We start from the raw sequence: 13,418 nt of genomic DNA, 5'->3' as shown, positions 1-13,418 counted from the left end.
CGTTATAATTTACCTGAATAAACTGCTAAATTTTTATCAAGGGAGCATTATATGACTAAAAAAGTTCTCATCTTGACTTTTATTTTAATCTTTACAATGGCTTGCTCAAAAGCTAATTTATATTCTTTAAAAACTGACTTAAGCCACGAGGAAAATGTCGAGAAATTAATCAATCAATTAGATTGGGAGAATAAGGATTCCTACAAAATAGAAATAAAAGATAAGACAATTACTATAATTTTTGACAATAATATAGATTATTTTAATGCCAATCTAAAACCTTATTTTGTAAATGGAGTTTATTTATTGATCTTGACAAATGCCGAAGATATAATTTACGAAAATAAAAGAGGTTCATTTTTTGGTGTTGATAAAAAAATAGCAAATGTGTTTTTATCTGCTCAATGTAATAAAAGTTTAGATGATATTAAAAATAGCGAAGAAGAATTCCACAAATTAGAAAAATTTATGAAAAATTTAAAAGTCGATTCATAATTCTATGTTTTAGAAATGCAAAAAATATTTTATTGGAGGTGGTAGTATGAAAAAGTTTTTCTATTTTTTATTAGTGCTTTTAATTAGTGTGCCTTTCATAGCTTTTGCTCAAGATAAAAATGCAGAAAGTCCTAAAGTAAAGAAAATTGTTACTGTTGGTTATTCTTTAAAGGATAAATCAAAAATTTTTGGCGATAAGTCTATTGAAGAGATAGACAAAATATTAGATTCAAAGTGCAGAGAACTTCTTGAAAATGATTTTGATTCTACTTTATCCCATAATTCCTATAATGATTATGATGGGCTAATAATAACTGTTAGCTATCCTCAATCTAATAATCACTAAAATATGCCTTAGTCTTCCGATAAAATAATAAACCTCTCTTTTCTTTGTGATTGAGAGGTTTATTTGAGTTGTTTATGTTTTATAAAGAGTTTCCAACTTCAATACTTATTTCGTAAAACTTATCTAGTATATCTTCTAATTTTAAATTTTTCTTAATCTCTTTAGATTTATCCATGACTTTATTTCCCTTGTGCATCATAATTAGCCTATCTCCATACTTTAAGGAATACTTTAAATTGTGAGTTACCATTAACGCTGTCAAGTTTTTTTCTCGCACTATTTTATTTGTGATTTGCATGACTATATCTGCAGTCTTTGGATCAAGTGCTGCTGTATGCTCGTCTAAGATTAAAAAATCTATGGGTACAAGAGTCGCCATAAGCAGTGCAAGGGATTGTCTTTGACCACCAGATAAAAGTCCAACCTTGTCATCTAACTTGTCCTCTAGTCCAAGTCCAATTTCACTTAACATTTCTCTATAAGCTTCTTTTTTCTTCTTATTTATTCCACGAGTTAAATTCCATGATTTATTTTTATTTTCTGCCATAGACAAGTTCTCTAATATTGTCATATTTGGAGATGTGCCAACTTTTGGGTCTTGAAATACTCTTCCAATTTTTTTGTATCTTTTGTGTTCAGGAATTTTTTTAAGATTTTCATCATCTATTAATATTTCTCCACTATCTTCTCTTATGGAACCACAAATAATATTTAAAAGAGTGGACTTCCCCGAACCATTGGAACCAATTATGGATACAAATTCTCCCTTCCCAACCTTTAAATTAAAATCTTTAAATAATTTATTCTCATTTATTGTTCCAATGTTAAAGGTTTTGTCAATTGATTTAAGTTCAAGCATTTTTAACCTTCTTCCTACTTCTTCCAGCGATTAAAATTACAAGAAAAATAATTGCCGTTATGAGTTTCATTGAGTTTGCTGAAAATCCAATTGCAATTGCCAAGGCAATGGACGCCTTGTATAAAATTGATCCAATTAAAACTTTTGTGGAATCTTTAATAAAATTAAAACTTTCTAAAAGTTTTATTCCAAGGACAACTGCCGCAAGTCCCATGACCATGGAGCCCGTTCCCATGGAAACTTCAAAAAATCTCTGTTCCTGAGCTACTAATCCGCCACTTAATGCCACAAGTCCATTTGAAAAGGAAAGTCCTAAAATTTTTACCGTCCCTGGATCCACTGCCATAGTCCTAACTAGAATCTCGTTGTCACCGCATGCTTTTAAGATAAATCCTGCCTTTGTCTTTAAAAATTCGTCCAATAAAATTTTTATGATTATAACCGTGGGAATCATAACAAATAATACTGTGAACTTCGATAATTCATTGGGAATAAAATTTGCCATTCCCGTAGTAAAAATAGTGTCGCTGCTAAAAATTGGAACATTGGCTTTGCCTGCAATTTTTAAATTAATAGTCCAAAGTGCAGTTTGCATTATAAGCCCTGCCAAAAGGTCTTCTACTTTTAATTTTATGTGGATTAGTCCAGTAAGGGAACCTGCAATTGCACCTCCAAAAAAACTTATTAAAAGTGCAAGTGCTGGATTTATTCCCTTTAAAATTGCAAAAACACTTATGGCAGCACCTAGTGGAAAGGAGCCGTCCACAGTTAAATCGGGGAAATCTAAAATACTATAAGCTATATAAAGACCAAAAGCTAAAAAACTATAAGTTAGCCCTTGTTCAATTACTCCCATTAAAATATCCATTTTATTTATTTACCTTCTGCTAAATTTATTTCAGAAAAATTTTCCACAGCTCTATCAAGAAGATCCTTTGGAATTTTTATTCCAAGATTTTCCGCAACCTTTGAATTAAGATATAAATTTGGTTCTAAAATTGTTTCGTAGGGCATTTCCTTTGCCTCTTTTTCGCCCTTTAAAATTTTTGACGCCATCTTACCAGTTTGATTTCCAAGAGAGATGTACTCAATACCCTCTGAACCAAGACAGCCCATTTTAACTTGCTCAATTTCTGAACCAAATACAGGAATTTTCTTTTCATTTGCCTTGTCAAGAATAGTTGGAAGTGAATTTACTACTGTGTTGTCTAAAAGATTTGTAATTGCATCAACCTTTGACAAAATATTATCTGTGGCAAGTGGTATGTCTGCTGTTGTGTTTATCGCTTCATCGACAATTTTAAAATTATATTTTCCTGCAAGATCCTTGTAAATTTTTAACATTGAATCAGAATTTGCCTCACTTGATGTGTGGAGAATTCCAATATTTTTTGCATCGGGAAGAATTTCTCTAATCATTTTTAGCTGCTCTTCTACGGGAAGAATATCACTTGTGCCAGTAATATTTCCCACTGGATTTTTATTTTCATCTGCAACTTGTGCCGCTACTGGATCAGAAAGTGCTGTGTATACAACGGGTATATCTGTGTTTAATGTCGCATTATAAGCACTCATGGCAGCTGGTGTCGCTATTGCAATTATCATGTCAACTTTATTTGACACGAAAGAGTTTGCAATTTGGGCAGAAATCCCCATGTCTGCTTGCGCATTTTGGTAATCAATTTTTAAATTTTTACCTTCAACAAATCCTTCTTCCTTTAGTCCTTCAATTAAACCTTCTCTACAATTATCTAGCGATGGATGTTGCGCAAACTGAAGTATCCCAATTTTTAAAACATCATCGCCACTAGAAGCACTTTCACCTTTTTCGCCTTTTGCACAACCCACTAACAACAATAATGACAATACTAACAAAATTTTTTTCATTTTTTTCTCCTTTTCATCAAACTATGAGAGAAGGATGGAAATAAAAAAAGACTTCCATCCCTAATGGGACAAAAGTCTAAACTTCTGCGGTACCACCCAATTTTGCATAAAGCACCCTCTCATCAATACTAACATATTGGTCTTATTTTAACGGCTAAGTCCCGTCGGGCATTACTCTAAATTAAAAAATTTATTTCTTCCCGCCCTCAGAAGTCCATTCACTTAATAATCACATACAACTCTTTCACCAATTAAGTCGCTCTCTTTGATGTTCATAAGAAGTTACTACTCTTCCTTATCGGTTTATTATATAATAATATAGACTCATCTAAAAACTTTGTCAAGGGTTTTTTTTATAATTTGTAAGTGTATAGAAGTCAAACATTTATGACACACCCAATAAAATAACTTTTATACACCCCTTTCAATTTCATATTCCAAATAAAAATAGTGCTGATGATTTATCACCAACACTATTTCTATAACTTTTAAAACTATTACATTTTTGAGAACATTTGGTCAGCCCACCATTCTTCCTTATAGATTTCGTACTGACCTGTTACTTGTTCTAATTGGAAATTTTCCCAATATTCTAGTTCATCATATAGTTTATTTGCATTTTTATCCTTTGTATTTTCCTTTGCCTTTTTATAAAAAGCAATAGAAGAGTTTTTGATGTCCTTTGCAATGGCAAATACATTAAGTGCAAGTCTTGCCTTTTCTTGGTCGACTTTTCCCCAATCGTACTCTTCTCTCTTTGTAAGTTTTGCCTTGATTTTATCTACAAAAGACGTTTCGTCCTTTGACTTCAAAGATTCTTTTAGCCCCTTTAAATAAGATATATGTTCTTCTGATTGCTTTGAAAGTGATGCGAAAATTTTTCCTGCATCGTCTCCCTTTAACATTTCAGCTGCCTTGTTGCAAAATTTAATAGATTCTTCTTCTATAAAAAGTGCTTCATCAACAATTGTCATTTCATTTTCAAAAATCTTTTCATCATCTTCTGCTGAATATTTTTTGATCGTCTTTAGGTATTCAATATTTTCAAGATCTGTTCCACTAAGTTCAACATTAGCTGCAGTTTGTCTTGAATAAGAACTCTTAACTTGAGAATTAGTCTTTTCTGGAAGAATTTGACATACTCCACCTACGCAACCTGCTTCTTTAATTGAATTTTGTCCAAGGGCAATTGCTTTTTCATTTATTGGAAGAAGCTTTTTCTTTGAATCTCCATAAACTTTTGTAAAAGCTTTTATAACTGATTCTGTCTTAACTGTATTTGTAACTTGTAAAAATGCACCTAGCATTACCATATTTGCTACTTTTGCATTCCCAAGTTCATTTGCCAAGTCATTTACTGGAATAGAAAAAACATTTACGTCATCTCTTGTTGATGCTTTTTTAACAAGGGATGAATTTATAAATAAATTTCCACCTGGTGCAACATATTGTTCAAATTTTTCTAGAGATGGTTCGTTCATTACTACTACATCTGTCGCTTGTGAAATTACTGGAGAGCCAACAGGTTCGTCTGAAACTACTACTGAGCAGTTTGCTGAACCTCCACGCATTTCTGGACCATAACTTGGAAGCCATGATACAAATTTATTTTCAAGCATTCCTGAATAAGTTATAAGTTGACCCATTGCCATGATACCTTGTCCGCCAAATCCTGCGGCAATAATATTTCTTGTAGCCATTATTCATCCCTCCTAAAGTTTCCAAGTGGATAATATGGAATCATATTTTCTCTTAACCATGCAAGTGCATCTGCAGGAGGAAGTCCCCAGTTTGTTGGACAAGATGATAATACTTCAACTATTCCAAAGCCCTTGCCTTCTAGTTGATATTTAAAACATTCTTTAATTGCCTTCTTAGCTTTTCTAATATTTGCTGGAGTATCAACTGAAACTCTTTCTACAAATTTTGCTCCATCAATTGTAGCAAGCATTTCAGAAACTTTAATTGGTTTACCACACCATGCTTCATCTCTTCCATAAGGAGATGTAGTTGTAACTTGACCAACTAAAGTTGTAGGTGCCATTTGTCCACCAGTCATTCCGTAAATTGCGTTGTTTATGAAAATTGTTGAAATATTTTCTCCTCTATGTGCTGCTTGAACTATTTCTGCAGTACCAATTGATGCCAAGTCGCCATCGCCTTGGTATGTGAATACTAAATTATCTGGATGTACTCTTTTTATTCCAGTTGCAACAGCAGGTGCTCTTCCGTGAGCTGCCTCGTGCATGTCACAGTTAAAATATTTATATGCTAGAACTGCACAACCAACTGGTGCAACTCCAATTGCTTCGTCTAAAACTCCTAGTTCAACTAAGGATTCAGCCACTAATTTATGGATTACACCGTGAGTGCAACCTGGACAATAGTGAGTTTCAGTTCTAGTCAAACCTTCTGAATATTTATATAAAACTTGTTCATTAGTTTTTTCCATTATTTGAGACCTCCTAAAACTTTAAGAGCAGCTTCTTTAATTTCTTCCACATTTGGAATTACGCCACCTTGTCTTCCAAAGAAGTGAACCCTTTGTCTACCTTCAACTGCAATCTTAACATCATCAGTCATTTGACCTTGATTCATTTCACAAACTAAAATGTCTTTGCAATTTGGATTTATTCCCTTGAAAGCTTCATATGGATATGGCCAGCAAGTAATTGGACGAATAAGCCCTATTTTATAGCCTTCTTTTCTTAAATGTTCAATTGCACTTTTTGCAATTCTAGCTGTAGTTCCATAGGCACTGATTACAAGATCTGCATCCTCGATGCCATCAATTTCTACTCTAATTTCATTTTCAGTAACTTGTCTATACTTTTCAATTAAATGTTTATTAAGTTCTTCAAGTTCATCAGCAGAAAGATAAAGTGAGTTTATAATATTTCTCTCTCCGTGATTTTTGCCCTTGCCTCTTGTTGCCCAAGTCTTTTCAGGAAGAACCATTTTTTCTTGCATGCCAAACTCAACTGGTTCCATCATTTGTCCAAGTACACCGTCACTCATAATTACAACAGGATTTCTATACTTGTCCGCTAAATCAAAACCAAGTTCAATTAAATTTACAAGTTCTTGCACAGAAGATGGTGCTAAAGTAATAGTTCTATAATCACCATTTCCGCCGCCTCTAGTTGATTGAAAGTAATCTGTTTGAGAAGGTTGAATTGATCCAAGTCCTGGACCACCTCTCATCATATTTACTATTACACAAGGAAGTTCTGCCCCTGCCATATAAGAAATACCTTCTTGCATTAGTGAAACTCCCGGAGAAGAAGATGAAGTCATAACTCTCGCTCCAGATCCCGCAGCACCATATAGCATATTTATAGCTGCAACTTCAGACTCCGCTTGCAAAAAACATCCGCCAATCTTTGGAAGTTCCCTTGATAAGTATTCAGGAATTTCAGATTGAGGAGTAATAGGATAACCGAAAAAATATTTGCAACCAGCTTCAATAGCTGCTGCACCAACTGCTTCGTTTCCCTTCATAAGTACTTTTGTCATGTAAACACCCCTTAAGAAATTTTATAAACTGTAATAATTGAATCAGGACAAGTTATTGCACAGTTTTGGCAAGCAATACAATCTTCTGGTCTTTTTGCCATTGCAGGTGCATAACCCTTTTTATTAATAGTGTCAATGTCAATTTCAATTACATTTTTAGGACATACAGTTACACATAGTCCACAACCCTTACATCTGTCACTTTCAAACTCAACTCTACCTTTAGCCATTATTTACCTCCTATAACATCCAATCTTCTCTAAAAAATAAGTCAATGGGAAAAACTTCCGCCGCTAAATTTAAAGCTCTAACTTCACTCTCAATACTCCTTAGGCAAACTGCATATACATAGGGAAGATTTAATTTCTCTGAAACTTCCCTTGCAAGCTCATCACCATACAAAATATCATCGGCTGTGGTCTCTTTTAAAAAATGAGTAGTGTTTATAATCCCCGTAACCCTAGTTTGTGAATGGCCTTCCACTTGTCCGATAAATTCTCGCACGGACTTAAAGTCCCTAGTCTCTGGTCTATTTCTATTTATTACAAAATAGTGGTCATAACCCTCTCTTTTCAAAATGTCTCTATACCTTCCAAGAGAAAGAGAGCCCTTTGGATTTCCTCCAACATCTAATACAGCCATGTAATTTTTATTTTCAAGTGGCTTTAAAATTGCTGGATCTACTGCTGGTATGTCCAAGGCATTTTTTTCACGCATACTAGATGAAAATGATTCCACGCCCTTTTCGCTTAAAAGATCCATTTTCTCTCTCAGTCTAAAGTATGTATTAATAATATCCAGGTCAACCGCTGCAACATTGTCAAAATACTTTTTTAAATATAAAGCATAATTAATTGAAAATTCAGTTTTTCCACTGCCAAAGTGTCCTGTAATAATTTTTATTCTATTGCCTGTTTCTACTTCTGTATACATTTCTCCTCCCTTCTAAAAGACCAATTATATTATACATCAATTGCAAAAAATTGAAAACAATTGCAAAATACTTTTTACTTCATAAGTTTTGGAAATCTATATTTAATGAGTTAAAAGCTATGTTTTGTTTTAAATTTTTAATTAAAATATTTTTAAAAACATAAAGATTTTAATAAAACTTTACTATTTAAATTTGACTAATTATTAGAAAAGATATATATTATTAGCAGAGGCATAGAATGAGTGCTAATAAGGAAAGGTGATTACATGAAAAATAAAAAATACAATGCCGAAACTGAAAGATTAATGGACTTAATGATTAATTCCATTTACACAAATAAAGAAATATTTTTAAGAGAATTAATTTCAAATGCATCTGATGCAATGGATAAAATGTACTACATCGCCCTTAATGACGACAATGTAAAATTTAACCACGAGGACTATTATATTAGAATCACTCCAGATAAGGAAAAAAGAACAATTACAATAGAAGATAATGGAGTGGGCATGACTGAAGATGAATTAGTAGAAAACTTGGGCACAATTGCCAAGTCAGGCTCCCTTGATTTTAAAAAATTAAATGAAAAAAATGAAGAACACGAAATTATTGGACAATTTGGCGTAGGCTTTTACTCTGCCTTTATGGTTGCAGATGAAATTAGCGTCTTGACAAGATCCTATAAAGAAGATGAAGCTCATATTTGGAAGTCAAAGGGTGCAAAGGGCTACACAATAGAAAGTGGAAAAAAGGATTCTCACGGAACTATTATTACTCTTCACTTAAAAGAAAATTCTAAGGATGAAGATTATGACAAATACCTTGATGAATACAAAATAAGAGAACTTGTAAGCCATTACTCAAATTACATCAGCTATCCAATAAAAATGGAAGTTGAAAAGAAAAGACCTGCAGCTGACTCAACAGAAGATGACCCAAAATTTGAATCTTATAGAGAAGATGACATATTAAATTCATCTGTGCCAATGTGGAGAAAAAATAAAAACGAACTAAAGGAGGATGACTATAACAATTTCTTTAGACAAAGACATTTTGGATTTGAAGATCCCCTAGCTCACATACACATTAGTGTAGAAGGCGTTATTTCCTTTAAGGCTATTTTATACATTCCTTCAAGAAGACCCTTTGATTTCTTAAATCCAGATAGGAAAGGCGGACTTGAACTTTATTCCAATGGAGTTCTAATAATGGAAAAATGTGAAGACCTTCTTCCCGATTATCTAAGCTTCGTCAAAGGTGTAGTTGACTCCGAAGATATTTCTCTTAATATTTCTCGTGAAATGCTACAAAAAACTCGTGAATTACAACTTATAAAGAAAAATATAGAAAAGAAAATCCTAGAAGAACTTGCAAAAATCCTTAAAAATGACAGAGAAAAATACGCCCAATTTTTCGAAAACTTTGGCATAAGCTTAAAATCTGGTGCCTATGAAAATTATGGAGCAGATAAAGACAAGCTAAAGGATCTATTTATATATACAACTACAAAAAGAGAAAATATAACCTTTAATGAATACAGAAAGGACATGGCGCCTGACCAAGAATGCATCTATTACGCAAATGGAAATTCCATAGAAAGCGTGAAAAAACTTCCACAAATAAAGCACTTTATGGAAGAAAACATAGAAGTCCTTGCCTTAACAGATCCAATTGATGAATTTGTCATAAAAATGCTAGAAGAATATGACGACAAAAAATTCAAATCAATTTCAGAAACTGATGCTACAAAAGAAGAAGATGAAAAAAATCTTGATGATTATTTAAGGAAAATGAAGGACCTTTTATCTGGTGAAGTTTCATCAATAAGGGAAAATCCAAATTTAAAAGATGACGCAGCTTATCTATCAAGCAAAGGTGAAATTTCAATAGAAATGGAAAAAACTCTAAGCCATATGCCTAATAACCAAGGCTTTAAAGCAGACAAAGTTTTAGAACTAAATCCAAATCACCCGGCAGTAAAAAAATTAAAGGACATGGACAAAGATTCAGAAGAATTTAAAAATTACACAGAATTGCTTTACGATGGCGCAAGACTAATGGCAGGTCTCGACATAAAAGACCCAATCTCCTATGCTAGAAATGTATCAAAACTTATGTAAGCAAAGGATTTTATAAAATTCAATTACAAATATTTTGCAAAGTAAAGGGCTCTTTTCATCGTGAGAAGAGCCTTATTTGCGAGTTTTTAATTGTTTAAAATAAATTTATACTTTGTAATGCTAAAGTATTACAATTTTGATGATAAATGAAAAATTATAAATATATCTACCATCACTTTTAATTTTCAATATTTTCATCATCCTTGGCATTTAATTCTTTTTCTAAATTATCAAGCTTTTTCAACATATCGTCAAACTTTTTGTTAAAGATAATGTGTTGAATTATTAGCATTACATACATTGAAATACCAAATCGTGTCCCCAATATCCATAATTCGGGATACGGTAAAAAGAAAATTAATATAAAACCTACAGATGCAATTATTAAAAATTTAAAAATATTTTCTATCATCATTGTCTCCTTAATATTATGGCATAATTATATATCATCGCCCATTTCTCTAGTACTTGAACTTAAAGAAACAGAAATTGTTCCTGAGCTTGAAATATTTATACTTGGAAATACCCCCATATAATTGTGAAGATATTTACCATGAACTTCAACATAATCCTTGTTTTCTCTATTATCTATAACTAAATAAACTTTTCCACTACTTAAAGATCTTAAGGCACCTGGCGCATAGCTTTGTTCAAAATCAAATCTACAACCTTGAACTAAACCACTTGGATAATAATATTGTTCACCTTTGTAATTGCCATCTAAATCTCTATATGTTACCTTCATTACTGTTCTATTTAAATTAACTGTAAATCCCTCGCTCCATCCAAATACAACAGTATCTCTTCCTGCCCAAATAGGAGAAGACTCCCATGACCAATAAGCATCGACAACTGCGTAATCTCCATATTCAAATCTATTCTCGTACATGTTGAATCTGAAGTTTGCACTTGCTCTTCTTGCAACGTCATTTGAAACATCTTCCGCACTTAATCCTTTAGTCGATAAAATTGCATCAAATTCGTTAATTGTTTTTGAACCTTGCATTTTGGATAATTCCGAAAAATCTAGAGCTGGAGAGTCCATGAATTTTTGAAAATCCACATCTGTACTTTTTGCGTAAACGCAAGATAAACTGATTAATACAAAAAACAAAAGTATCAAGCTTACTAATTTTTTCATAAGATATCTCCTATCACAAAAGATAACGTTTTCAAATCAAATAAGATCTTATGTGATTTGAGTTTACCACATAAAACTTTTTTTATCAAGAAAATATTATAGTTTTAACTCACATTATTTTACAATTTGAATTTGTTTTTCTCTATAATTTCTAGATTTATTGAATATTTTTAGTATTTATGTTATATTACTTGTCATCTAAAAAGTTTAGGAGGCACAATGGAAACACTTTTATCTGGAATTTTAAATCTCGAAGTTAAACACTTAATTATGTTTGTCATTGGTGGAATTTTAATTTATCTTGCCATTGAAAAACAATATGAACCTTCACTTCTTCTTCCCATTGGTTTTGGAGCAATTATTTCTAATATTCCACTATCATCTGCAGTTGGAGAGGAGGGTTTCTTGACAATTTTATACAATGCTGGGATTGCAACAGAACTCTTCCCAGTATTAATTTTTATCGCAGTAGGTGCTATGATTGATTTTAAACCACTTATTTCATCGCCCTTTATGTTATTTTTCGGTGCAGCGGCACAGTTTGGAATTTTTGCAACTATGCTCTTTGCAATTTCAACAGGCAAATTCACTCTTCCCGAAGCAGCGTCAATTGGAATAATAGGAGCAGCTGATGGCCCTACATCAATATATGTCGCAAAGGTCTTTGCTCCAAATTACCTTGGTCCAATTTCTGTTGCTGCCTATTCTTATATGTCTCTCGTTCCAATAATTCAGCCACCAGTTATAAAACTTTTAACTACTGAAAAAGAGAGAAAGATTAGAATGAAGTACACTACAGTTCACGTGCCAAAAAAAGTTGAAATTTTATTTCCAATTGTAATTACAGTTATAGCTGGAATTATTGCACCAATGTCTGTTGCCCTTATTGGTGCTTTGATGTTTGGAAATTTAATCAGAGTCTGCGGAGTTCTTGAAAGACTTTCAACTTCTGCACAAAATGAACTTTCAAATTTAGTTACAATTTTGCTAGGCATAACAATTGGTGGTACAATGTCTGCCGATGCCTTTTTAAACATCCACACACTTATGATACTTGCCATGGGACTTGTTGCCTTTATCTTCGATACAGCAGGTGGTGTTCTTTTTGCAAAATTTTTAAATTTATTTTTAAAGAACAAGGTAAACCCAATGATTGGAGCTGCTGGCATCTCAGCTTTTCCTATGTCTGGTAGAGTTGTGCAAATGATGGCAGCAAAGGAAGACCCAACTAACTTTATCCTTATGCAAGCAATGTCAGCAAATGTTGCCGGTCAACTTGGCTCAGTAGTTGCAGGCTCAATGATCTTGGCTCTCGTGCCAATGTTTATGTAGGAGTGATAAAATGGATATGACAGTATTTATACAGGGAGTGGAAGTCGCACTTTGGGGACTGGTTGGAGTTTTTGCAGTCCTAATACTTTTCTACATCTTTACAAAAATAATGCTAAAAGTTTTTAAGGAAAAATAAATTTAATTTTAAAAAAAGCTGATGTGCAAGATAGATAAATCTATTCCACACATCAGCTTTTTTAAAATAAGAGTTTTGTTGTGTTTCATAACCAGAATCCGCAAAAGTTCTTCCTAGTAACAAAAAAACAAAACCTTAGTATTAAAATAGATTTTTACTATAATTCATGATTTTGATGTAAAAACAAAAAAATATTTTCTCCTATAAGCAAGAAAAAATACAAGGCATTAAAATCATAAAGGTAGACAAAATTTTCTTGCAAATAATATTTTTTTATGACTATATAAATTGCAAATATAAAAATTTCAATTAATAAAAATATTCCAAGAGTCTTTTTCGATAGTTTGCATGAGAAATTAATATAATAGGCGAGCATAAAACCCAAAAATAAAATCATTAAAATTTTTACAATATCTAAGATAATCATATATTTTATGTCAAAGGTCGCTTGAATTCTCCCATTGATGTATCCAAAAACTTTTATGCAGATTAGATTTAATATTGGAAATAAGAATAATGATATTAAAAAATTTATATATTTTTTCAAATACTTTTTCATATTCCCCCTCCTTTTATTCCTTTAACTCGCAAAACTTTTCTTACTTATATTTTAATTAAGTTTCATTTTATTGCAATCACTTGTTAAGATTAT

16 protein-coding genes and 1 other annotated feature are annotated in these 13,418 nt (G+C 32.3%); of the genes, 5 read left to right on the top strand and 11 right to left on the bottom strand.

The window, feature by feature from the left end; genetic code table 11:
* Nucleotides 1-51 precede the first annotated feature (51 nt).
* Nucleotides 52-495 carry a hypothetical protein gene (locus HKO22_RS02040; RefSeq protein ID WP_169968178.1) on the top strand — a complete coding sequence of 148 codons (444 nt, stop codon included), beginning with the start codon at nucleotides 52-54 and terminating at the stop codon, nucleotides 493-495.
* Between the two features lie 46 nt (nucleotides 496-541).
* Nucleotides 542-841 (top strand): hypothetical protein, encoded by a 300-nt coding sequence (locus HKO22_RS02035; RefSeq protein ID WP_075659560.1) that lies wholly within the window; start codon nucleotides 542-544, stop codon nucleotides 839-841.
* A gap of 79 nt (nucleotides 842-920) precedes the next feature.
* On the opposite strand, the gene HKO22_RS02030 is transcribed toward HKO22_RS02035, so the two are convergent.
* The 8 genes from HKO22_RS02030 to HKO22_RS01995 all read right to left on the bottom strand — a co-directional run bounded on the left by HKO22_RS02030 (nucleotide 921) and on the right by HKO22_RS01995 (nucleotide 8,036).
* Nucleotides 921-1,700 carry an ABC transporter ATP-binding protein gene (locus tag HKO22_RS02030; RefSeq protein WP_169968176.1) on the bottom strand — a complete coding sequence of 260 codons (780 nt, stop codon included), beginning with the start codon at nucleotides 1,698-1,700 and terminating at the stop codon, nucleotides 921-923.
* On the bottom strand, nucleotides 1,693-2,568 hold the full coding sequence (locus HKO22_RS02025; RefSeq protein WP_169968175.1) for an ABC transporter permease: 876 nt from the start codon (nucleotides 2,566-2,568) through the stop codon (nucleotides 1,693-1,695). The genes HKO22_RS02030 and HKO22_RS02025 overlap by 8 nt, the downstream gene beginning before the upstream one ends.
* Nucleotides 2,569-2,573: 5 nt before the next feature.
* On the bottom strand, nucleotides 2,574-3,587 hold the full coding sequence (locus HKO22_RS02020) for an ABC transporter substrate-binding protein (RefSeq protein ID WP_169968173.1): 1,014 nt from the start codon (nucleotides 3,585-3,587) through the stop codon (nucleotides 2,574-2,576).
* 61 nt (nucleotides 3,588-3,648) lie between these two features.
* Nucleotides 3,649-3,895: a binding site (T-box leader), on the bottom strand.
* 189 nt (nucleotides 3,896-4,084) lie between these two features.
* Nucleotides 4,085-5,287 (bottom strand): 2-oxoacid:acceptor oxidoreductase family protein, encoded by a 1,203-nt coding sequence (locus HKO22_RS02015; protein WP_169968172.1) that lies wholly within the window; start codon nucleotides 5,285-5,287, stop codon nucleotides 4,085-4,087.
* Nucleotides 5,287-6,039 (bottom strand): thiamine pyrophosphate-dependent enzyme, encoded by a 753-nt coding sequence (locus HKO22_RS02010; RefSeq protein WP_075659564.1) that lies wholly within the window; start codon nucleotides 6,037-6,039, stop codon nucleotides 5,287-5,289. The genes HKO22_RS02015 and HKO22_RS02010 overlap by 1 nt, the downstream gene beginning before the upstream one ends.
* Nucleotides 6,039-7,103, bottom strand: coding sequence for a 3-methyl-2-oxobutanoate dehydrogenase subunit VorB (locus HKO22_RS02005; RefSeq protein WP_075659565.1), 1,065 nt, complete (start codon nucleotides 7,101-7,103; stop codon nucleotides 6,039-6,041). Before HKO22_RS02005 ends, HKO22_RS02010 begins: the two co-directional genes overlap by 1 nt.
* Before the next feature lie 11 nt (nucleotides 7,104-7,114).
* Nucleotides 7,115-7,333: a 4Fe-4S dicluster domain-containing protein gene (locus HKO22_RS02000; protein ID WP_083635532.1), complete on the bottom strand. Its 219-nt coding sequence runs from the start codon at nucleotides 7,331-7,333 to the stop codon at nucleotides 7,115-7,117.
* 10 nt (nucleotides 7,334-7,343) lie between these two features.
* Nucleotides 7,344-8,036, bottom strand: coding sequence for an ATP-binding protein (locus tag HKO22_RS01995; protein ID WP_075659567.1), 693 nt, complete (start codon nucleotides 8,034-8,036; stop codon nucleotides 7,344-7,346).
* A 267-nt stretch (nucleotides 8,037-8,303) separates the two neighbouring features.
* Between HKO22_RS01995 and htpG the strand changes: the two genes are divergently transcribed.
* Nucleotides 8,304-10,157: a molecular chaperone HtpG gene (gene htpG / locus HKO22_RS01990; RefSeq protein WP_169968170.1), complete on the top strand. Its 1,854-nt coding sequence runs from the start codon at nucleotides 8,304-8,306 to the stop codon at nucleotides 10,155-10,157.
* 178 nt (nucleotides 10,158-10,335) lie between these two features.
* Here htpG and HKO22_RS01985 read toward each other — a convergent pair whose 3' ends face one another.
* Nucleotides 10,336-10,569: a hypothetical protein gene (locus HKO22_RS01985; protein WP_169968168.1), complete on the bottom strand. Its 234-nt coding sequence runs from the start codon at nucleotides 10,567-10,569 to the stop codon at nucleotides 10,336-10,338.
* Between the two features lie 27 nt (nucleotides 10,570-10,596).
* A complete protein-coding gene (locus HKO22_RS01980) occupies nucleotides 10,597-11,298 on the bottom strand; it encodes a hypothetical protein (RefSeq protein WP_169968166.1) in 702 nt (233 codons plus the stop codon).
* Nucleotides 11,299-11,517: 219 nt separating this feature from the next.
* Between HKO22_RS01980 and HKO22_RS01975 the strand changes: the two genes are divergently transcribed.
* Together HKO22_RS01975 and HKO22_RS10955 are read left to right on the top strand one after the other, a co-directional pair.
* Entirely contained in the window at nucleotides 11,518-12,630 is a 1,113-nt protein-coding gene (locus tag HKO22_RS01975; protein WP_075659571.1) for a sodium ion-translocating decarboxylase subunit beta, read from the top strand.
* Nucleotides 12,631-12,640: 10 nt separating this feature from the next.
* Nucleotides 12,641-12,766 carry a hypothetical protein gene (locus tag HKO22_RS10955; protein WP_268935701.1) on the top strand — a complete coding sequence of 42 codons (126 nt, stop codon included), beginning with the start codon at nucleotides 12,641-12,643 and terminating at the stop codon, nucleotides 12,764-12,766.
* 157 nt (nucleotides 12,767-12,923) lie between these two features.
* Here HKO22_RS10955 and HKO22_RS01970 read toward each other — a convergent pair whose 3' ends face one another.
* Nucleotides 12,924-13,325 (bottom strand): hypothetical protein, encoded by a 402-nt coding sequence (locus tag HKO22_RS01970; protein ID WP_235860787.1) that lies wholly within the window; start codon nucleotides 13,323-13,325, stop codon nucleotides 12,924-12,926.
* Nucleotides 13,326-13,418: the final 93 nt, after the last annotated feature.

Origin of the sequence: Peptoniphilus faecalis, from assembly GCF_012976305.1 — a bacterium.
In the GTDB taxonomy this organism is placed as follows: domain Bacteria; phylum Bacillota; class Clostridia; order Tissierellales; family Peptoniphilaceae; genus Peptoniphilus_A; species Peptoniphilus_A faecalis.
Note: the sequence above shows the minus strand (reverse complement) of the source record. Positions and strands in the feature narration are given on the sequence as shown.